The following is an 18,972-nucleotide window of genomic DNA, read 5'->3' on the forward strand; positions in this document are numbered from 1 at the left end:
CCTGCTGCGGGCTTCCGCAACCGTGAGACGGGAGCCTTGGGCGGCATCGGCGTCGAGGGCAGTTCCTGGTCTTCGTCGTCCTACTGCGCGGGCAGTCTCAACGCGGGTCGTCTGATCTTCAAATCGGACCTCGTGAACCCGCTGAACAACACCAACCGTGCGAACGGTCTCTCCGTGCGCTGCGTCCAGCATCTGCGGCTGCCCCTTTATCAAAGTGAAAGGTGAGAGGTGAAAAGTGAAAATTAAAAAGCGAGAGGTGAAAGGCGAAAAGCGAAGTGCGGCGCCTTATGCCGCTGCGAACCGCCTTAGATGCCGGATCGGGGATTCTTCTTCCTGTCTTTGGCTTCGCCGAAGATACTCTGTCTCGGCATAATCAAACTATCGTTTGCTTTTGCTCTCACTTATTCGTATCTTTGCAAAATTGATATTCCGCATAATTTTATGGAGAAACTCATCGGGACGATCGTCAGCGCGATTGAAGATAAAAAGGGTAAGAATATTGTATCGTTGGACCTCTCGGGTTTCGACGGGGCCATCTGTTCGGCGTTCGTGGTCTGCAACGCCGATTCTACGACGCAGGTCGCGGCCATCGCCGACGGCATCGAGGAGAAGGTGCAGCAGGAGCTGGGCGAAAAGGTCTGGCGCGTCGAGGGGCAGCAGTCGGCCGTGTGGATTGCCATGGACTATGTGGACGTGGTGGTGCACATCTTCCAGACCGAGCTGCGCGAATTCTATCGGTTGGAAGAGCTGTGGGCCGACGCTCCGCTGACCCGTCACGAGTACGAAGAATAGGTTATGGCACAGAAGAACAATCAGCATAAAAAGAGACCTGCGGGGCTGCCGCGTCCGACGATCTGGTGGGTCTACGGAGTGATCGGGGCGGCCATCTTCGGGTGGTACCTTTTCGGCGAGAGCAGCGACACGCCGCTGCCGTCGGAGTGGACGGCCGTCGAACGGATGGTCGGCCAGGGCGAGGTCGAGAAAATCCGGGTCATCAACCGCGACAAGGCCGAGGTCTTCCTGGCGGAAACAGCCGCCGACCGTTACCGGACCGATTCGGCCAAGTTGTACCGTCGGCTGCCCGTGGAGGGGCCGCATCTGACCTTCACCATTCCGTCGGTCGATTCGTTCCGCGAGGACCTGCGCGCCGTCGAACAGACGTCGGGACACTCCGTTCCGGTGGTCTACGAAACCCGTTCGGGCGAGTGGACCGGCATTCTGGTCAACCTGCTGCCGTGGGTGCTCATTATCGCCGTGTGGTTCTTCCTGATGCGTTCCATGTCGCGCGGTGCCGGAGGCGGTGCGGGCGGCGGCATCATGAACGTGGGCAAGGCCCGGGCGCAGGTTTTCGACAAGAACAATGCGCGGCCCATTACTTTCAAGGACGTGGCCGGGCTGGAGGAAGCCAAGGTCGAAATCATGGAAATCGTCGACTTCCTCAAGAAAGCCGACAAATACAAGGAGTTGGGTGCCAAGATACCCAAAGGGGCGTTGCTTGTGGGCCCTCCGGGAACGGGTAAGACCCTGCTGGCCAAAGCCGTGGCCGGGGAGGCCAATGTGCCGTTCCTCTCGATTTCGGGCTCCGACTTCGTCGAAATGTTCGTCGGGGTGGGGGCGTCGCGTGTCCGCGACCTTTTCGAGCAGGCCAAGCAGAAAGCCCCCTGCATCGTCTTCATCGACGAAATCGACGCCATCGGCCGGGCCCGCGGCAAGAACGCCGGGTTCTCGGGCAACGACGAGCGCGAGAACACGCTCAACCAGCTGCTCACCGAGATGGACGGCTTCCAGACTAACACCGGGGTGATCGTCCTCGCGGCGACGAACCGTGCCGACATCCTGGACAAGGCGCTGATGCGTGCCGGGCGTTTCGACCGTCAGATAGAGGTCGGGCTGCCCGACGTGCGCGAGCGCGAGGAGATTTTCGAGGTCCACCTGCGGCCGCTCAAGCTCGATCCGGCGCTCGACCGCGGTTTCCTGGCGCGGCAGACCCCCGGATTCTCGGGCGCCGACATCGCCAACGTCTGCAACGAAGCGGCGCTGATAGCCGCGCGGCACAACAAGAAATTCATCGGCAAGGAGGATTTCCTGGCCGCCATCGACCGCATCATCGGCGGGCTGGAGCGCAAGAACAAGATAATCACCGACGAGGAGAAGCGGACCATCGCCTACCACGAAGCCGGCCACGCCACGGTGAGCTGGATTCTGGAAAATGCCAGCCCCCTTATCAAGGTGACGATCATCCCGCGCGGCAAGGCGCTGGGCGCCGCCTGGTACCTGCCCGAGGAGCGGCAGATTACCACGCGCGAGCAACTGATGGACGAGCTGGCCGCCACGCTGGGCGGGCGCGTCTCCGAGCAGCTGACGTTCGGCCATGTGTCGACCGGGGCGCTCAACGACCTGGAGCGGGTGACCAAGCAGGCCTATGCGATGGTGGCCTACTACGGCATGAGCGAGGCGGTCGGCAACCTGTCGTTCTACGATTCGACGGGCCAGAGCGACATGGCGCTGACCAAGCCCTATTCCGACCTGACCGCCCAGCAGATAGACGTCGAAGCGCGGCTGCTCATCGACCGCGCCTACAAGATGGCCGAAAAGGTGCTGCGCGAACACGCCGACGGGCTGAAACAGCTGGCCGAACTGCTGTTGGACCGCGAAGTGGTCTTCACCGAGGACGTCGAGCGGATTTTCGGCAAACGCAAGAAGGATATCGAGCGCGAGCGCCGCGAAGCGGAAGCCGCCGCCAAGAGAGCCGAATCCAAGGTTTCGGCGGCTCCGGCGTTTGCGAAATCGACCGGAGAAACAGCGGGGAAACCGACGGCCGAAGCGCCGAAGCCTGCCCGCAGGCGGCGCGCGTCCAAAGCCTCCGAGGCGTCCGGAACGGCCCGGACCTCTGCCCCAACAACGGACGGCAAGCCCAAGCGGGGGCGGCGTCCCAAGAGCACCAAGAGCGCCACGAACACCAAGGGTGCCGGGACCTCCGATTCCGAATAGTCGCAACAGCCTTTCAACCCGACCGAACCTATGAACGATAAAATGAAAAACCTTGCGGTGCGAACGCTCAGCGGCCTTGTGCTGGTCGCTGTGATGCTGGGTGCCGTCGTTTGGTCGCCGATCAGTTTCGGCCTCCTGCTGGCGGTGCTGCTTGTGGGCGGAATGCTCGAATTCTATGCGCTGGCCGCGGCCAAGGGGGCCCGGCCGCAGCGTGCTTTGGGTACCGTACTGGGTCTGCTCCTTTTCTGCCTGTTTTATCTGCCTGTCATCCCCGACGCTCCGAAAGCGTTCGGCGACTGGTGGCTCGCCGCTGTCGGAGCGCCGCTCCTGCTGTCGGTGCCTGCCATGCTGATTTGCGAACTCTACCGCAAGAACGCCGACCCGGTGGCTTCGGTGGGAACGACCTTGCTGGGCATCTGCTACGTGGCCGTGCCGCTGGTCTGCTTCGGCTGGCTGGTTTCGTCGCTGGCGGTCTCCGCGGCCGCCGGATGGAGCCCGTGGATTGCGGTGGCCTATCTGTGCATCATTTGGGCCAACGACGTATTCGCCTATCTGGTGGGGATGGCGCTGGGCCGTCACCGGCTTTTCGAGCGGCTGTCGCCCAAAAAGTCGTGGGAAGGATTCTTCGGCGGGCTGGCCGGAGCGGTCGCCGTGGGCATTGCGGCGGGTTGGCTGTTCGGCGGCAACCTGTGGGCCTGGGGAGGTCTGGCGCTGGTCGTCGCCGCGACGGGTGTGTTGGGCGACCTGACCGAGTCGATGTTCAAGCGCGCCGCCGGGGTCAAGGATTCCGGCCGTTCGATTCCCGGCCACGGCGGGGTGCTCGACCGTTTCGACGCGGTGCTGCTGTCGGCTCCTTTCGCACTGATATACCTGCTGTTCTGCCGCTGGGCGCTCGGCATCGAGTTACTTGTCTGCTAAACCCTCTCGTATCCCATGAAAATCAATAAGGAAGGTTACAAAATCATCTTCGTCTCGGGGCTGGTCTGCCTCTTGATTTGGTGGCTGTTCTACCGGTTGCTGGTCAGCGACGCGGCAACTACGCTTCTGTGGTGCAGCACGATATTCCTGCTGTTGTTCTGGTTTTTCATCGTGGCGTTCTTCCGCGAACCGCGGCGCGTGCGCATCCACGATGCCGACCTGGTGTTCGCTCCCTGCGACGGCCGCGTGGTGGTGACCGAGGTGGTCCGCGAAAATGAATACCTCCGCGAGGAGATGCTGCAGATTTCGATCTTCATGTCGATTACCAACGTCCACATGAACTGGGTGCCCGTGGGCGGCGAGGTGGAGTACTACAAGTACCATCCCGGCCGTTTCCTCGTGGCGTGGCATCCCAAGTCGTCGACCGAGAACGAGCGGACCACCACCGTGGTGCGCATGGCTTCGGGCCAGCGGGTGCTGTTCCGGCAGATTGCGGGGCTTATCGCGCGGCGCATCGTCTCCTACATGGAGGTGGGCCACAAGGTCGAGCAGAACAGCGTCTGCGGTTTCATCAAATTCGGTTCGCGGGTCGACGTGCTGGTTCCCAAGAACAGCGAGCTGCTCGTCGGGATAGGCGACCCGACCGTCGGTTCGCAGACCCCCATCGCGCGGCTGCCCAAAAAGTCCGAGGCATGACGGCTACTCCGCAGACCTTTCTGAAGTTCCTGGCCGGGGCGGCCATTGCGGCGGCGGTGCTCTTTCTGGTGTGGTACTTCTCGTCGATAGTGGTTTATATCCTCGTGTCGGCGGTGCTGGCGGTCATGGGGCGCCCGTTGGTCAAGCGGCTGGCGGCGCTGCACGTGCGGCAGTGGAAAGTGCCGCGTGCGTTGGCGGCGCTGGTGACGCTCCTGGTCATCTGGACGGTGGCCGCCGTGCTGTGTTCGCTCTTCGTACCGCTGGTTTTCAATAAGATAAATCAGTTGGCCGACGTCGATTTCGGCATGGTCATCAACAGCATCGGCGAGCCCGTCGCCCGGGCACAGCACAACTTGCAGGAGCTGTTCGCCCTGCCCGAAAGTTCGTTTTCGCTCTCCGAGGAGCTTACCGCCATGCTGCGCAGGCTGGTCGACCTCGATTCGCTCAACGATTTCTTTTCGTCGGTGCTCGGCATGGTCTTCTCGTCGGTCATCGCCGTCTTCTCGATTTCGTTCATCACGTTCTTCTTTCTCAAGGAAGACGACTTGTTTTACAGGATGGTCACCGCCATTTTTCCCGAGCGTTACCGCCTGAACATCACCCGCGCGCTCGATTCCGTCACTCTCTTGCTGGGGCGCTACTTCACCGGGATTCTGGCCGAAAGCCTGCTCCTGATGTTCGCCGTGTCGCTGGCGATGATGGCCTTCGGAATGGCCGCCGCCGACGCCTTTTTCATCGGGCTGGTCATGGGGGTCATGAACGTCGTGCCCTATGCCGGGCCGCTCATCGGCGGCGTGATTTCGGTCTTCGTCGGCATCGTCACTCCCATTGCCGGGACGAGCGTGGGCCATACGGCGTTCGTCATCGCCGCCACGCTGCTGGTGATCAAGGGTATGGACGATTTCGTGCTTCAGCCGACGCTCTATTCGGAGCGCGTCAAGGCCCATCCGCTGGAGGTCTTTCTGGTCATCCTCGTCGCCGGGTCGCTGGCCGGAATTCTGGGCATGCTGTTGGCCATCCCCTCCTATACCGTGCTGCGCGTCTTCGCCAAGGAGTTCTTTTCGCAGTTCGCGCTGGTGCGCAAACTCACCGAGAATATCTGACATGGAGCCGGTGCGGATCGAGGGAATTGTCGTGCCCGGACGCAGGCTCGGCCGCGAGCTGGGATTCCCCACGGCCAACCTCTCCGCCCAAGGGGAGGTGGCGGCCGAAGACGGGGTCTATGCTTCGTGGGCCGAGGTCGACGGGGTGCGTTACCGCGCCATGTCGAATTTGGGGTGCAACCCCTCGGTCGGCGGATGCGAACGGCGGCTCGAAACCCATCTGTTCGGTTTCGGGGGCTCGCTCTACGGCAGGCGGATGACCGTGGTGCTGTGGCGGAAAATCCGCGACGAGCGGCGTTTCGCCTCGGTCGAAGAACTGCGCGCACAAATCGCAAAGGACAAGGAATACATATTAAAACTACGATAAACCATGTTTTTGGATACTACATTGCCCTACAAGGTCGCCGACATGTCGCTGGCCGAATGGGGACGCAAGGAGATCGCGATTTCCGAATACGAGATGCCCGGTCTGATGGCCGTGCGCCGCAAGTACGGCCCGCAGAAACCGCTCAAGGGGGTGCGCATCATGGGTTCGCTCCACATGACCATCCAGACCGCCGTGCTGATCGAGACGCTCGTCGAGCTGGGCGCCGAGGTGCGCTGGTGTTCGTGCAACATCTTCTCGACCCAGGACCATGCCGCCGCCGCCATCGCCGCTGCGGGGGTTCCGGTCTTCGCGTGGAAAGGGGAGACGCTGCCCGAATATTGGTGGTGCACTGCCATGGCGCTGTCGTTCCCGGACGGCAAGGGGCCGCAGCTGATCGTCGATGACGGCGGGGATGCTACCTTGCTGATTCACAAGGGTTACAAGGCCGAAAAGGACGCTTCGACGCTCGATTACGCTCCCTCGTCCTACGAGGAGGAGGTCATCCTCGACACGCTCCGGCAGCTGCTGGCCGAGGACTCCCGGAAATGGCACCGCACCGTGGCCGAGTGGCGCGGCGTGAGCGAGGAGACCACCACGGGCGTGCATCGGCTCTATCAGATGCAGGAAGCGGGCGAACTGCTCGTTCCGGCCATCAACGTCAACGATTCGTGCACCAAGTCGAAGTTCGACAACCTCTACGGCTGCCGCGAATCGTTGGCCGACGGCATCAAGCGCGCTACGGACGTCATGATAGCGGGCAAGGTGGTTGTGGTGTGCGGCTACGGCGACGTCGGCAAGGGTTGTGCGCGGTCGATGCGTTCGTACGGCGCGCGGGTCATCGTCACGGAAATCGACCCCATCTGCGCCTTGCAGGCGGCCATGGAGGGTTTCGAGGTCAAGACCGTCGAGAGCGCGCTGGCCGAGGGCAACATCTTCGTCACCTGCACGGGCAACTGCGACATCATCACGCTGGAGCATATGGAGCGGATGCGCGACCAGGCCATTGTCTGCAACATCGGCCACTTCGACAACGAGATACAGATGGCGCGGCTCGAAAAGTCGGGCGCCCGCAAGACCAATATCAAGCCGCAGGTCGACAAATACACCTTTGCCGACGGCCATTCGATTTTCATCCTTGCCGAGGGGCGGCTGGTCAACCTCGGATGCGCTACGGGCCACCCGTCGTTCGTCATGTCGAACTCCTTCACGAACCAGTGCTTGGCACAGATGGAGCTGTGGCAGAAGAAGCTGGAGGTGGGCGTCTACCGGCTGCCCAAGCACCTCGACGAGGAGGTGGCGCGGCTCCACCTGGACAACCTCGGGGTCGAGCTCACGCACCTGACCAAGAAGCAGGCCGACTATATCGGCGTGCCCGAGGAGGGACCTTTCAAGGCCGACCACTACCGGTATTGAGCTACGGTGAAAGGTGGGCAAAGAATCGGGGCGCTCTTATAGCAAGAGCGCCCCGAATGCGTTCGGCGGCAGGCCGTTTAGCGGTAGGTGATGTCGATGGTCACCGGGTTGACGATGTCACGCAGCTTGGTCGTTGTTTCGTTCCGGATTTCGTATTTGTAGCGTTTCTGCCATTCCGGGAAATCGGGGTCGTTCATCTCCTCGCGAAGCAGTTCGCTGCCCACTACGATGTCGTATTCGTGGCGGTATTCCGCATAGGGCATTTTGCAGGCTATCTGCGTGATGCAGCCGTCGGTGTCGGTCGCGACGTCAAGGGCCGGGCGGGCGTCTTCTCCGAGCGTGGATTCGGTGTAAGTGCGGGATTTGTGGACCGTCACGTTGGGCGTATCCCAGCCCTCGGGATTACCCGCCATTTCCTTGTCATCGTCGGGATTCTGCATTTTTTCGGGCAGGTATTTGCCGAAGCCGCCGCCTGTCAGACGCAGCAGCGTGAACAGCACCTGCGGGTCTTCGAGTTCGTCGATGGCACCCGCTAACGCATAGAACGTGAAGTCGAGGTTCGACTTGTCATTGGCGATGCGGTTGGGGTAGAATTGGGCGGCCGGGAACTCTTCTTCCCAGCTCTCGTTGTCATAGCTGTCGTAGTAGGTGTAGCGGGTCAGCATCCCCTCGGCGTTGTAGAAGAACTTGTTTTCGCTGTGGGTGTCGAGATTGCCGTCGCTCAGGCGGGAATATTGGGTGAGCCAGCCGCCGATGCGTCCCTCGCTGTCGTAGGTGCAGATCTCCTTGGCCGAAAGAAAGGGTGTGTCGTAGTAGCAGGTCGTGGTCGCTTCGGTGATGCGGCCCTTTTCGTCGAGCGTGGCGGCGATTTTGTTCAGAATTTCGTCGCCGCTCTCCATGACATCGCTTTCAGTCACGGTGAGTTGGCCTGCTGTGGTGTAGTCCAGACGGTAGCGGTGCGTGCCCTTGTCTTTCTCCGATAAGTCGTAGTCTTCGACGATTTCGACCACCCGGTTGCGGTCGTCGTACTTGAATGCCTGCGAGGAGCTTAGCCGCATCTCCGGTTCTTCGCGGTTGTCGACCAGCAGATAGGCGATGCGGTCGACATACTTGATGTCGGCAGGAGTTGGTTTGTCGGGATTTTCCGGTTTGTCGGGGTCGTCCGGATTCTCCGGATCGCCGGCGCCCTGCTGTTCGATTCGGACAGTCACCCGGCTGTCGCCGCTGAGGATGGTGAGCTGCGCATGACGCGCCTGGTCGGAGGTGTTTTCCTGGAGGATCGAAATGGTAATCGAGACTTCGCCCGCGTCGCCTGCGTATTTGTCCAGTTCGACCCAGTCGGGTGCGGTGCGGGTGGTCTCTTCGAGGGTCGCCGTCCACGGTTCGAGCGCCGTGAAGCCGATGGTCCGGGAGCCGGGTGCGGCCGTGAATGTAGGATTGAGCTGCGAGGCGTCGATTAGGACTGAATTCCCCCCCCCGCGTCGGGAGCGTCGGTGCAAGCCGCTACCGCTGCGGTGGCGAGCATTGCGATGAGCAATTTTACGTTTTTCATCTTTTTAGGATTAAAAGAAGTTTGTCCTACAAATATAGCTCTTTTATCGCTAAAAAGGTCTTTCTGTTGGGGAAATCCGGTGTTTTCAGTGCTTGCCGGATTCAGAACAACCCGGCCGCCCATTCCTTGAACGGCGCCCAGATGTCGGCGACGACAAGGGCCAGCATGGCGATGCAGGCGACGAGCTTGAGCCCCGTCCCGACGATGAACGCCAGGAACGAACCGATGCCCACGCGGAACGCCTTGGCCGAATCGCTGCGGTCGTTGAGCAGTTCGCCCGCTACGGCACCGACGAACGGTCCGGCGATGATGCCCACGGGCCCGAAGAAAAGCCCTGCGAAGACGCCCACCGTGGCGCCGATGGAGCCCGCGCGCGAACCGCCGAAGCGGCGGGTCATCCAGCCGGGCAGAAAATAGTCGGAGAGGGTGACGGCCAGCGTGACGGCCAGCCAGATGAGCATGGCCGAGCCCGAGAACTGCGAGTAGGAGGCGCCCCATGCGCAGAGCAGACCGACGTAGCTGACGATGACGCCCGGGATGGCCGGGACGATGCACCCGACGATGCCGACCACCGAGAGCAGCAGGGCGAGGAATGAGAGCAGGATGTCCATGCCGCTATCCGATCAGTCGGTTGGTCGCCGTGTCGGGGAAGACGATCCACGGCCGGAACTGCTTGGCGTCCTCGAAATCCATCTGCGCATAGGAGGCGATGATGACCACGTCGCCCACCTGCACCTTGCGGGCCGCGGCGCCGTTCAGACAGATGCAGCCGCTGTCGCGTTCGCCCTTGATGACGTAGGTCTCGAAGCGTTCGCCGTTGTCGATGTCCATGATCTGGACCTTTTCGCCCTCGATGATGTTGGCCGCTTCGAGGAGCGCCTCGTCGATGGTGATGCTTCCCACGTAGTTGAGGTCGGCCTGCGTGACCCGCACCCGGTGGATTTTCGATTTGATGACTTCGATCTGGAATTTCATTATCGGATTCGGATGTTGTCTATCAGACGGATCGGGCCGGCCTGCACGGCTATGCAGCCCTGGATGCGGGGCGCGTCGTCCCATGCGGCGACTTCCTGCATCGTCAGGGCGTCGACCGACTGGTAGTAGATGACTTCGAGCAGCGGATTGCGCTCGATTTCGGCCGTGACCCACGCTTTCAGCTCGGCGGGCGGCAGCGAGTGCGATTGTTCGGCGGCGGCCCGGAGCGTGGCGTAGATATGCGGCGCTGCGGCGCGGTGCGCAGGATCGAGCAACTGGTTGCGCGAGGAGAGGGCCAGTCCGTCGGCGTCCCGGACAATGGGGCATTCGACGATCTCGACCGGGAGTTTCAGCTGCGCGACCATGGCCCGGATGACGGCTATCTGCTGGAAATCCTTTTCGCCGAAGTAGGCGCGGGCGGGCCGCACGATGTCGAACAGGCGGCTGACCACCTGCGCCACGCCGTTGAAATGGCCCGGACGCGTGGCGCCCTCCATGACCTTGTCGATTTGTCCGAAGTCGAACTGCCGCGTGTCGGGTTCGGGGTATATCTCCTCGACCGACGGCATCAGCACCAGGTCGGCGCCCGCTTCTTCCAGGAGCCGCGCATCGGCTTCGGGAGTGCGGGGGTAGCGCCGCAGGTCGTTCTTGTCGTTGAACTGCGTGGGGTTGACGAATACGCTCACCGCCACCGTGTCGTTTTCGCGGCGCGCACGTTCCACCAGCGAACGGTGCCCGGCATGCAGGGCGCCCATCGTCGGGACGAATCCGATGCCTGCGGCTCCGGCCTTGTCCAGCTCTGCGCGGAATGCTTCGACGCTCGTATGGATCTTCATTTTTCTGCTTTTGAAGCGGGTTGCGGGGCAAAGGTAGGAAAGATAATTAAAAATGAAAAATTAAGAATTAAAAATCCGTGCTTCGCCGTCGCCGGGCGGGTGTTTTTGTGCGGCGGGTCGGGGCTGCTTTTGCCGGATTTTTGCTATCTTCGCACGTTAACAAACCCGAACCGACATGAAAAAAATCGCACTTATGTCATTTTCCGCCATTATGTTCGCTTCGTGCGGCACGCAGCAGGGCGACAAGCCGTGGATCGTCGACCGTTTCGACGACGTGAAGGTGATCCGCTACGAGGTCCCCGGATTCGAGGAACTTCCGCTCGAACAGAAGGAGTTGGTCTTCTATCTTGCCGAAGCTGCCAAGTGCGGCCGCGACATCCTTTTCGACCAGAACTGCCCGGCCAACCTGCCCGTGCGCCGGACCTTGGAGACCGTCTATGAGCACTTCGAGGGCGACCGTTCGACGGCCGAGTGGCAGGCGCTCGAAAAATACCTCAAAAAGGTGTGGTTCGCCAACGGCATCCACCACCACTATTCCAACGACAAGTTCACCCCGGAGTTCACCGAGGAGTATCTGCTGTCGGTCATCGAGACCATCCCCGAGGAGCGGTTCGGCGACGAACTGAACGCCCTGCGCGGCGAGGTCTGCACGGCCATTTTCGACCCTGCGGCCTACCCGACGCGGCTCAACCAGCGGGCGGGCGACGATCTGCTGCTCACTTCGTCGAGCAACTATTACTGCGGGGTTTCGCAGGCCGAGGCCGAGAAGTTCTACGCCGCAATGGCGGCCGCCGACGCGGGCAATCCGGAGCCGGTTTCCTACGGGCTCAATTCGCAGTTGGCCAAGGACGCGTCCGGACGCCTTTACGAACGGGTGTGGAAAGTCGGCGGCATGTATTCGCCCGCCATCGAACGCATTGTCGGCTGGCTCGAAAAGGCGCAGGCCGTGGCTGCCGAACCGCAGAAATCGACCATCGCGGCGCTGGTGGAGTATTACCGCACGGGCGACCTGAAGAAGTTCGACGAGTACAACATCCGCTGGGTCCGCGACACGCTTTCGCACGTCGATTTCGTCAACGGCTTCATCGAGGACTACGGCGATCCGCTGGGCCGCAAGGCTTCGTGGGAGGCCAATGTGAACTTCATGGACACCGAGGCGTGCCGCCGCACCGAAATCATCTCGGAGAACGCCCAGTGGTTCGAGGACCATTCGCCCGCCGCACCCGAGTATAAGAAGAAGGAGGTCCGCGGCGTCTCGGCCAAGGTCATCACCGTGGCGATGCTCGGCGGCGACTGCTACCCGGCCACCCCCATCGGCATCAACCTGCCCAACGCCGACTGGATACGCAAGGAGTACGGCTCGAAGTCGGTGACCATCGACAACATCACCTATGCCTACGACATGGCGGCCCACGGCAACGGCTTCAACGAAGAATTCGTGCTGCGTGCCGACGACCGCGACCGCATGGAGCGCTACGGCAAGCTGGCCGATGACCTCCACACCGACCTCCACGAGTGTCTGGGCCACGGTTCGGGTCAGCTGGCGCCGGGCGTTTCGGGCGGCGAGCTCAAAAGCTACGGTTCGACCCTCGAAGAGACCCGCGCCGACCTGTTCGGGCTCTACTACTTAGGCGACCCCAAGATGGTGGAACTCGGACTGATTCCCTCGCTCGACGTGGCGTGGGCAGGCTATGCCAAGTATATCATGAACGGCATGATGACCCAGCTGGCGCGCATCGAGCCGGGCAAGAACGTCGAGGAGGCGCACATGCGCAACCGCAAGCTGATTTGCGAGTGGTGCTACGAGCGTGGCAAGGCCGACAACGTGATCGAATGGGTCGAGGAAAACGGCAAGCGCTACGTTGTGGTCAACGACTTCGTGAAACTGCGCGCGCTTTTCGGCGAGATGCTCCGCGAAATCCAGCGCATCAAGTCCGAGGGCGACTATGAAGCCGGGCGCGCGCTGGTCGAGCGATATGCCGTGGCGGTCGACCCCGAACTGCATGCAGAGGTCCGCGAACGCTACTACGGGCTGGGCATCGAACCCTACGGCGGGTTCCTCAATCCCGACTACGAATTGGTCGAGCGCGACGGCAAGGTGGTCGACGTGAAGATTGTTTACCCGACCGACTACGCCGCCCAGATGATGGACTATTCGACGAATTATTCGTTCCTGCCGCTGAAAAACTAAAAAGCAGCCTGCGCCCGGAATGGCGGTGGGTTACGGCTCCCGCCAGCGCGGCCGCAGATTCAGCAATCCGCTGGCAGTGTTGTTGTTGAAACGTTTTAGCAAACAGTTGAAACGTTCCTTTTCGGGCAGGTTTTCTCGCCTCGGCATAGCTCAGGTAAACTTGGCTTTGTACTCGGCTTATCGAAAACGTTCCGGATACGCTGCCAGTTATTCATTCCAGTCTGGCAGAAAACTTGGGTTAATGAATAGTGAATAATTGGCTTTCTTATGTCTTTGCCAGTTGTTCCCTATTAACTATTCATTATTCATTTTTTCTGTCATTCATTCCAGCGATTGCTGGCATACGCCTGCTGCGGGCTACCGCCACCGTGAGTCGGGAGCCTTGACGAATGTTTTCGATAAGCCGAGGGCAGAGCTGTGCTTGCACGAGCTGTGCCGAGGCGAGAAAACTTGCATGAATATGAATGTCGGCGCGAACGGTGACTACTGGTCTTCGTCGTCCTACCTCGCAGGCAGCGCCAGCGCGGGCAACCTGGGCTTCAATTCCAGCGTCGTCAACCCGCTGAACAACAATAACCGTGCTTACGGCTTCTCCGTGCGCTGCGTCCAGCATCTGTGCGGCTGCTTTTTACAATGACAAAGGCGTACCTCCCACAATGGAGGTACGCCTTTCTTGCGTCGCAGCGGAACCGCTATTTCTTCTTGGGGTCCGAACCGTTGTCGATGGCGAACGTCGAGACGATGACCATCTTCTCGTCCACGTTGTTGGGGTTCGAGACGATGACGCCGTACTCGCCCGTGGGACGGGTCGCGAACGAAAGACGATAGCTGCTTTCGCCGTATTTCTTGGCCGTGAAAGGCAGGAAGTCGAGCGTGTTGCTCTGCACGTTGAAAGTGCCGACGGCCGAAATGACGGCCGAACGGTTCTTGGGCGTGGCTTTCATGCGGAACACGCGCACGATCGACATCGGGTCGGCCTTGTTGTCCTTGGCCCGGACGATCAGTTCGACGGGCTGGCTGCCGTCCATGCGTACGCTTGCGGTGCCGCCGTCGATGACGACCTTGGTCTTTTGCTTGGCCGCGGCGAATCCGGCGATGTAGACTCCGGCGCCGGTCTTGATGCGGACGGTGTGTTTTTCGAGTTTGCCGGACGTGCCGTCGGGGAATACGGCGACCACTTCGCCCTCGAATTCGGGTTCGAGGGACTGCGCCTTAACCGCGGAAATCTCCCCCCCCCACGCCATGGCCGCGAAAGCCATCAGGAAGAAAAGTTTTTTCATAGGATTTGGGTTTTGGTTTCGTGCAACCTGCACATCCACAAAGTTAAGCGATATTTTGCAATGTTGTTCCCCCCCCCGATTTTTTTTGCTTCGGACGCTGAAAAAGATAAAAAACAGCCCGCAGATGCTGGACGCAGCGCACGGAGAGGGTCGATGCCCGGCGGCCATGGTTGAGCGGGTTCACGTTGTCCGCGTTCAGGTTCAGATAGCCCGAGCCGAGCTGGCCTGCGGCATAGGACGACGAGGACCAGCAGAGGCCCCACTCGCCGACGTGTGTCAGGGCACCCGTCGTCTCGAAGCGGTAGCCCGCAGCAGGCGCTGAAGCAATCGCTCGGATGAATGACAGAAAAAATGAATAATGAATAGTTAATAGGGAATAATTGGCAAAGACATGAAAAAGCAATTATTCACTATTCATTGTTAATTATTCATTAACCCAAGTTTCCTGTCAGACAGGAATGAATAACTGACGGCATACGTAACGTTTTAGCAACGGTGCTAAAACGTTTCAACAACAACACTGCCAGCGGATTGCTGAATCTGCCGGACCACGCTGGCGCGCACCTTTTCGGCGAGCCGCCGGCAGACCGAAGCCGTTCGGACCTGCCGGGGCAGGAAAAGGGGCTTGAATGAACCGTAGCCCATGCCATTCCGGGTCGGAGGCTGTTTTTTATCGGATGGAAAGCCGGGACGCCTATTCGTCCTCATCGTCGTCTACGGGGCGGTTGCCGCCGGGAGGGGTCAGCTCGGCCACCAGGCGGTCGGCGTCGCTGCACGACACGTAGAGCTTGTCTTCGTAGATGTCGACGATTTCCACGAAATTGCGCCATTCCGTGGCGTAGACCCGCACCCGCTCGAAGCGCCGCAGGTCGATGAAATGGCCGTAGTAGCCGAAGAAGCCGAAACCGCCGAACACGGGCACTATCCACTTCATGTGAGCTGTGCTGACCTTGCGCACAGCCGCGATTTCGCTGCGGTTTATTTCGGTGATGTCCAGCAGGCAGCGCACCTGGACCGATTGGTCGGTGACGACGATTTTGCGCGGAATCGAAAGGGCCATCAACGCAATCAGTGCCACGATGAACGACGTGAACCACGCCGAGAGGTACCCTCCCTCGTAGAGATAGAACAGACCGCCGCCCAGCAGGGCGAAGACGATCCAGTAGACGAGCGTCCAATAGAGCGTGTTGCGGTCGAAACGGTATTTGTAGGTGCTTTGCATGGTGCTATTTTTCGGGCAGTCGTTCGTAGGCGTTCTCTTCGCGGGCCGCCAGCAGGGTTTCGGCCACGGCGAAATCTTCGGGGGTCGTAATCTTGAGGTTCTGCCGCTCCCCGTCGCACAGACAGATGCTGTGCCCCGCCGTTTCGACCACCGATGCGTCGTCGGTGAACTCCGGGCGGTAGTCGGCGCCGTAGGCTTCGCGCAGGAGTCCCGCGCGGAAAATCTGCGGCGTCTGGACGATGCGCAGGCGGCGGCGGTCGACGGCGTGCGAGACGGTGCCGTCCGTCTGGCGGTAAGAATCGGCAGGCTCGACGACCGGAACGGCGGTGCCGTGCTCGGCGGCCGCGGCGGCCGTGCGGCGGATGAGCTTGGACGAAGCGAGGGGCCGCACCCCGTCCTGCACGGCAATCAGCCCGACGTCGTCCGGGAGCGCCGCGAGCCCGTTGCGAACGGAGAAAAACCGCTCCTCTCCGCCCTCGGCGACGGTGTGGGGCGCCACGTCGAAACGCGCGCACAGGTTGTGCCAAAACTCGATATGGGCGGCAGGAAGCACCACGACGATGGGAGCTCCCGGCAACGCCTTGGCGAAGCTGCCTATCGTGCGGGCCAACACGGGCTCACCGCCGAGCAGCGCGAACTGCTTGGGGATGCGGCCGCCGAAACGCGTTCCGGCACCTCCCGCCACGATGATGACCCCGACCCGCTCCATGGCGCTATTTCTTGGGCTCTGCGGCCGCTCCGGCGGGCTGTGCAGGCGGCACGGGAGCCGGAATGACGATGGAATCGAGCTGTGTGATGCGCTCCTCCTCGGGAAGTTCGCCGTTCAACTCGGCGAGAATCCGGTCGCGGACGAACTCGAACGCTGCGCGGTTTTTCTTGGCGATGGGCTCGGCGGGCTTCTGCGGAATCTTCAGCGGGTCGATGGGGGTGCCGTTGCGCCAGATGCGGTAGTCGAGGTGGGGGCCGGTCGAGGTGCCTGTGGAACCGACGTAACCGATGAGCTGGCCCTGCGACACGCGCTTGCCCTGCGAAATACCCTTGGCGTAACCGCTCAGATGGAGATAACCCGTGACGAGGTTGCCTGCATGCTTGATTTTGAGGGTGTTGCCACCGCCGCCGCCCCAGCCTTTGAACGTCACCACGCCGTCGGCCACCGCATGGACGGGCGTACCCTTGGGTGCGGCGTAGTCGACGCCCGTGTGGGGACGGTAGACCTTGTAAACCGGGTGCTTGCGGGCGTAGGAGAACTTGGAACTGATGCGCGTGTATTTGAGCGGCGCCTTGAGCAGCTGCTTGCGCAGGCTGGTGCCGTCCAACTCCCAATACTGGATTTTACCGCCCTGGCGGAACGGAATGGCGTAATACTCCTTGCCGCCCTGCGTGAACTTGGCGCCCCAGATGCGGTCGACGCCAGCCGACACGGTGTCGTCGATGAACCGCTCGTCGTAGATGACTGTGAAGCTGTCGCCCTTCTGGATGCCGAAGAAATCGACGGTCCACTGGTAGATGTTCTCCATCTCGGCGGCGAGCGAATAGGGGAGGTTCTGCTCCATGATGGAACCCCACAGCGACGACGAAATGACGGCCGAACGCTGCGTGCGGCGCAGGGTCGTGGGCTTGGTGTCCTTGCGGATCGAAACGGAGTCGCCGTCGTGGAATCCGAAGACCACGTAATTGGTCCGGTCGGTTTCGTAGACGAGGTAATCGAGGTGCGGGGCGTAGAGCGAATCTTCGTGGATGAAGACCGTGTACCTGTGGCCCGCCCGGATGTTGCGCAGCGGGAAAATCTCTTTCGCCGAGCGGTCGAGCCGGTCGATCTGGCGCACCGTGATGCCGTAGTTGTTGAGGATTTTGCTGAGGGTCTCTCCCTTGCCGATTTCGCCCGTTTCGAGACGGTAGGCGTCGGCGTCGATGCCGTAGACGATGTTGCGTTGGGTCTCCGCATCCGAGGCAGTGCGGCCGCAGGCTCCGGCCGTCAGGGCCAGCAGAGCCGCGAGGTATATTCGGAGTGTTTTCATACTTGCAGGCAAAGGTAGTAATTAAAAACGAAGAATGAAAGTTCGGAGCCGCCTGCGCGTGCTTTTCGTGGCCAACGAAAAAACGCCCCGGACGAATCCGGAGCGCTTTTCACTTGCGAATCAGGCGCGAAACCTATTCAGCGGCCGAAACCGAGAATTTGATGACGGCCTTGACCTCCTTGTGCAGTCGGGCCGAAGCCTCGTACTCGCCGACGGTCTTGATGGTCTCGACGCTGATGACCTTGCGGTCGAGCTCGATGCCCTTGGCGGCGAGCGCCTCGGCCAGGTCGGCGGCCGTGACGGTACCGAAGAGCTTGCCCTCCTCGGCCTTGACGCTCAGCGACAGCGAGAGGTTGCCGATGGTCTGGGCCAAAGCCTGTGCGTCGGCCAGAATCTTGGCGTCCTTGTGAGCGCGCTGGCGCAGGTTCTCGGCGAGCACCTTCTTGGCCGAAGCCGTAGCGGCGGTGGCCAGACCCTGCGGAATGAGGTAATTATTTGCGTAACCGGGCTTGACGTTGACGATGTCGTTGGCGTAGCCCAGATTCTCCATATCCTTCTTCAGAATGACTTCCATGTGCTTGTCCTCCTTAAATTATTTCATGCAATCGGTTACGAAGGGCAGAATGGCGAGGTGACGGGCGCGCTTGACGGCCTGGGCCACCTTCTTCTGGAACTTCTGCGAAGTACCGGTCAGACGGCGGGGCAGAATCTTGCCCTGCTCGTTGAGGAACTTCTTGAGGAACTCGCCGTCCTTGTAATCGACGTACTTGATGCCGAGCTTCTTGAAACGGCAGTATTTCTTCTTCTTGACGTCTACCGAAACGGGGTTCAGGTAGCGGATTTCGGACTGTGCTTTATTCTCCTGTGCCATGGCTTACTCCTGTTTGTTAGTGGTTTTAGCACGACGTTTCTCCGAGTACTCGACGGCGTACTTGTCCTGCTTGAAAGTCAGAAAACGGATCACCCGCTCGTCGCGGCGATACTGCGTTTCGAGGGTGTTGATGAGCGTGCCCTCGCCCGTGAACTCCACGAGGAAGTAGAAACCGGTGGTCTTCTTCTGAATGGGGTAGGCCAGCTTCTTGAGGCCCCACGACTCCTTGTTCACAATCTGACCGCCGTTCTCGGTGATGACACCCTGGAATTTGTCGGCCACCTCCTGCACCTGCTGTTCGGACAGAACCGGCGTGACAATGAAAACGGTTTCGTAATTGTTCATAATACGTTGAATTAAAAAGTTATCCCCTTTTCGGGCTGGCAAAGATAGGAATAAATAAATTAAAAATGAAAAATTAAGAATTAAAAATGTCGGTCGGACAATGCGAAGCGACGGACGGATCATGTGCGGGGACAGGGATTCCCTGCGAGGAGAAAGCAAGCAAGTGCAGGTGCTTTCTGCCTTCGGCAGGTCTC

Annotated in this window: 21 protein-coding genes and 1 pseudogene; 10 read left to right on the forward strand and 12 right to left on the reverse strand. The window is 60.6% G+C overall.

Annotated elements, in window-relative coordinates; all coding sequences use genetic code 11:
* The 8 genes and pseudogenes from QVG21_RS07640 to ahcY form a co-directional block, all read left to right on the forward strand.
* A pseudogene (locus tag QVG21_RS07640) lies at positions 1-225 on the forward strand (hypothetical protein); the annotation flags it as partial.
* A 216-nt stretch (positions 226-441) separates the two neighbouring features.
* Positions 442-792 (forward strand): ribosome silencing factor, encoded by a 351-nt coding sequence (gene rsfS / locus QVG21_RS07645; RefSeq protein WP_251214155.1) that lies wholly within the window; start codon positions 442-444, stop codon positions 790-792.
* Positions 793-795: 3 nt separating this feature from the next.
* Entirely contained in the window at positions 796-2,991 is a 2,196-nt protein-coding gene (ftsH, locus tag QVG21_RS07650; protein WP_287923724.1) for an ATP-dependent zinc metalloprotease FtsH, read from the forward strand.
* A 42-nt stretch (positions 2,992-3,033) separates the two neighbouring features.
* Positions 3,034-3,909, forward strand: coding sequence for a phosphatidate cytidylyltransferase (locus QVG21_RS07655; protein WP_251214153.1), 876 nt, complete (start codon positions 3,034-3,036; stop codon positions 3,907-3,909).
* A gap of 15 nt (positions 3,910-3,924) precedes the next feature.
* Positions 3,925-4,605 carry a phosphatidylserine decarboxylase family protein gene (locus QVG21_RS07660; protein ID WP_251214152.1) on the forward strand — a complete coding sequence of 227 codons (681 nt, stop codon included), beginning with the start codon at positions 3,925-3,927 and terminating at the stop codon, positions 4,603-4,605.
* A complete protein-coding gene (locus tag QVG21_RS07665) occupies positions 4,602-5,708 on the forward strand; it encodes an AI-2E family transporter (RefSeq protein WP_251214151.1) in 1,107 nt (368 codons plus the stop codon). The genes QVG21_RS07660 and QVG21_RS07665 overlap by 4 nt, the downstream gene beginning before the upstream one ends.
* Before the next feature lies 1 nt (position 5,709).
* Complete coding sequence (locus tag QVG21_RS07670; protein WP_287923728.1) at positions 5,710-6,075, forward strand: riboflavin kinase; 366 nt, start codon at positions 5,710-5,712, stop codon at positions 6,073-6,075.
* A gap of 3 nt (positions 6,076-6,078) precedes the next feature.
* Positions 6,079-7,488 carry an adenosylhomocysteinase gene (gene ahcY, locus QVG21_RS07675; RefSeq protein WP_251214149.1) on the forward strand — a complete coding sequence of 470 codons (1,410 nt, stop codon included), beginning with the start codon at positions 6,079-6,081 and terminating at the stop codon, positions 7,486-7,488.
* Positions 7,489-7,565: 77 nt separating this feature from the next.
* Here the strand turns inward: ahcY and QVG21_RS07680 are convergent, their stop codons facing one another.
* The 4 genes from QVG21_RS07680 to panC form a co-directional block, all read right to left on the reverse strand.
* On the reverse strand, positions 7,566-8,987 hold the full coding sequence (locus QVG21_RS07680) for a BACON domain-containing protein (protein WP_287923731.1): 1,422 nt from the start codon (positions 8,985-8,987) through the stop codon (positions 7,566-7,568).
* A 154-nt stretch (positions 8,988-9,141) separates the two neighbouring features.
* Positions 9,142-9,651, reverse strand: a complete 510-nt coding sequence (locus tag QVG21_RS07685; protein WP_287923733.1) for a DUF456 domain-containing protein — start codon at positions 9,649-9,651, stop codon at positions 9,142-9,144.
* A gap of 4 nt (positions 9,652-9,655) precedes the next feature.
* On the reverse strand, positions 9,656-10,015 hold the full coding sequence (gene panD, locus QVG21_RS07690; RefSeq protein ID WP_251214147.1) for an aspartate 1-decarboxylase: 360 nt from the start codon (positions 10,013-10,015) through the stop codon (positions 9,656-9,658).
* Positions 10,015-10,851 (reverse strand): pantoate--beta-alanine ligase, encoded by an 837-nt coding sequence (gene panC, locus QVG21_RS07695; RefSeq protein WP_251214146.1) that lies wholly within the window; start codon positions 10,849-10,851, stop codon positions 10,015-10,017. Before panC ends, panD begins: the two co-directional genes overlap by 1 nt.
* A gap of 175 nt (positions 10,852-11,026) precedes the next feature.
* Here panC and QVG21_RS07700 point away from each other — a divergent pair, with 175 nt between their 5' ends.
* Together QVG21_RS07700 and QVG21_RS07705 are read left to right on the forward strand one after the other, a co-directional pair.
* Complete coding sequence (locus tag QVG21_RS07700) at positions 11,027-13,042, forward strand: dipeptidyl-peptidase 3 family protein (RefSeq protein ID WP_502871766.1); 2,016 nt, start codon at positions 11,027-11,029, stop codon at positions 13,040-13,042.
* 454 nt (positions 13,043-13,496) lie between these two features.
* A complete protein-coding gene (locus QVG21_RS07705) occupies positions 13,497-13,679 on the forward strand; it encodes a fibrobacter succinogenes major paralogous domain-containing protein (RefSeq protein WP_287923736.1) in 183 nt (60 codons plus the stop codon).
* Between the two features lie 55 nt (positions 13,680-13,734).
* On the opposite strand, the gene QVG21_RS07710 is transcribed toward QVG21_RS07705, so the two are convergent.
* From QVG21_RS07710 to rpsF, 8 genes are all read right to left on the reverse strand, one after another.
* A complete protein-coding gene (locus QVG21_RS07710) occupies positions 13,735-14,322 on the reverse strand; it encodes a hypothetical protein (RefSeq protein WP_251215150.1) in 588 nt (195 codons plus the stop codon).
* Positions 14,323-14,365: 43 nt separating this feature from the next.
* Positions 14,366-14,725, reverse strand: a complete 360-nt coding sequence (locus QVG21_RS07715; protein WP_287923738.1) for a fibrobacter succinogenes major paralogous domain-containing protein — start codon at positions 14,723-14,725, stop codon at positions 14,366-14,368.
* Positions 14,726-15,016: 291 nt separating this feature from the next.
* Positions 15,017-15,544: a PH domain-containing protein gene (locus QVG21_RS07720; protein WP_287923741.1), complete on the reverse strand. Its 528-nt coding sequence runs from the start codon at positions 15,542-15,544 to the stop codon at positions 15,017-15,019.
* A gap of 4 nt (positions 15,545-15,548) precedes the next feature.
* The gene (locus QVG21_RS07725; RefSeq protein ID WP_287923744.1) at positions 15,549-16,253 is read right to left on the reverse strand and encodes a 2-C-methyl-D-erythritol 4-phosphate cytidylyltransferase; all 705 of its coding nucleotides are present in this window, start codon (positions 16,251-16,253) and stop codon (positions 15,549-15,551) included.
* Positions 16,254-16,257: 4 nt separating this feature from the next.
* Complete coding sequence (locus QVG21_RS07730; RefSeq protein WP_287923747.1) at positions 16,258-17,562, reverse strand: M23 family metallopeptidase; 1,305 nt, start codon at positions 17,560-17,562, stop codon at positions 16,258-16,260.
* Positions 17,563-17,695: 133 nt separating this feature from the next.
* On the reverse strand, positions 17,696-18,136 hold the full coding sequence (rplI, locus tag QVG21_RS07735) for a 50S ribosomal protein L9 (RefSeq protein WP_251214271.1): 441 nt from the start codon (positions 18,134-18,136) through the stop codon (positions 17,696-17,698).
* 18 nt (positions 18,137-18,154) lie between these two features.
* Positions 18,155-18,433 carry a 30S ribosomal protein S18 gene (gene rpsR, locus QVG21_RS07740; protein ID WP_018694586.1) on the reverse strand — a complete coding sequence of 93 codons (279 nt, stop codon included), beginning with the start codon at positions 18,431-18,433 and terminating at the stop codon, positions 18,155-18,157.
* Positions 18,434-18,436: 3 nt separating this feature from the next.
* Entirely contained in the window at positions 18,437-18,778 is a 342-nt protein-coding gene (gene rpsF, locus QVG21_RS07745) for a 30S ribosomal protein S6 (RefSeq protein WP_251214272.1), read from the reverse strand.
* Positions 18,779-18,972 lie beyond the last annotated feature (194 nt).

Source organism: Alistipes sp. UBA6068 (genome assembly GCF_949428155.1).
Classification (GTDB): Bacteria; Bacteroidota; Bacteroidia; order Bacteroidales; family Rikenellaceae; genus Alistipes; species Alistipes muris.

Excerpts from the sequence above, each read along its gene's own strand:
- QVG21_RS07665 (WP_251214151.1), top strand. The coding sequence starts at position 4,602 with ATGACGGCTACTCCGCAGACCTTTCTGAAGTTCCTGGCCGGGGCGGCC.
- QVG21_RS07705 (WP_287923736.1), top strand. The coding sequence starts at position 13,497 with ATGAATATGAATGTCGGCGCGAACGGTGACTACTGGTCTTCGTCGTCC.
- QVG21_RS07730 (WP_287923747.1), bottom strand. The coding sequence starts at position 17,562 with ATGAAAACACTCCGAATATACCTCGCGGCTCTGCTGGCCCTGACGGCC.
- ftsH (WP_287923724.1), top strand. The coding sequence starts at position 796 with ATGGCACAGAAGAACAATCAGCATAAAAAGAGACCTGCGGGGCTGCCG.
- ahcY (WP_251214149.1), top strand. The coding sequence starts at position 6,079 with ATGTTTTTGGATACTACATTGCCCTACAAGGTCGCCGACATGTCGCTG.
- QVG21_RS07660 (WP_251214152.1), top strand. The coding sequence starts at position 3,925 with ATGAAAATCAATAAGGAAGGTTACAAAATCATCTTCGTCTCGGGGCTG.
- rpsF (WP_251214272.1), bottom strand. The coding sequence starts at position 18,778 with ATGAACAATTACGAAACCGTTTTCATTGTCACGCCGGTTCTGTCCGAA.
- panD (WP_251214147.1), bottom strand. The coding sequence starts at position 10,015 with ATGAAATTCCAGATCGAAGTCATCAAATCGAAAATCCACCGGGTGCGG.
- QVG21_RS07710 (WP_251215150.1), bottom strand. The coding sequence starts at position 14,322 with ATGAAAAAACTTTTCTTCCTGATGGCTTTCGCGGCCATGGCGTGGGGG.
- panC (WP_251214146.1), bottom strand. The coding sequence starts at position 10,851 with ATGAAGATCCATACGAGCGTCGAAGCATTCCGCGCAGAGCTGGACAAG.
- rplI (WP_251214271.1), bottom strand. The coding sequence starts at position 18,136 with ATGGAAGTCATTCTGAAGAAGGATATGGAGAATCTGGGCTACGCCAAC.
- QVG21_RS07670 (WP_287923728.1), top strand. The coding sequence starts at position 5,710 with ATGGAGCCGGTGCGGATCGAGGGAATTGTCGTGCCCGGACGCAGGCTC.
- QVG21_RS07655 (WP_251214153.1), top strand. The coding sequence starts at position 3,034 with ATGAAAAACCTTGCGGTGCGAACGCTCAGCGGCCTTGTGCTGGTCGCT.
- QVG21_RS07720 (WP_287923741.1), bottom strand. The coding sequence starts at position 15,544 with ATGCAAAGCACCTACAAATACCGTTTCGACCGCAACACGCTCTATTGG.
- QVG21_RS07700 (WP_502871766.1), top strand. The coding sequence starts at position 11,027 with ATGAAAAAAATCGCACTTATGTCATTTTCCGCCATTATGTTCGCTTCG.
- rsfS (WP_251214155.1), top strand. The coding sequence starts at position 442 with ATGGAGAAACTCATCGGGACGATCGTCAGCGCGATTGAAGATAAAAAG.
- rpsR (WP_018694586.1), bottom strand. The coding sequence starts at position 18,433 with ATGGCACAGGAGAATAAAGCACAGTCCGAAATCCGCTACCTGAACCCC.
- QVG21_RS07725 (WP_287923744.1), bottom strand. The coding sequence starts at position 16,253 with ATGGAGCGGGTCGGGGTCATCATCGTGGCGGGAGGTGCCGGAACGCGT.
- QVG21_RS07685 (WP_287923733.1), bottom strand. The coding sequence starts at position 9,651 with ATGGACATCCTGCTCTCATTCCTCGCCCTGCTGCTCTCGGTGGTCGGC.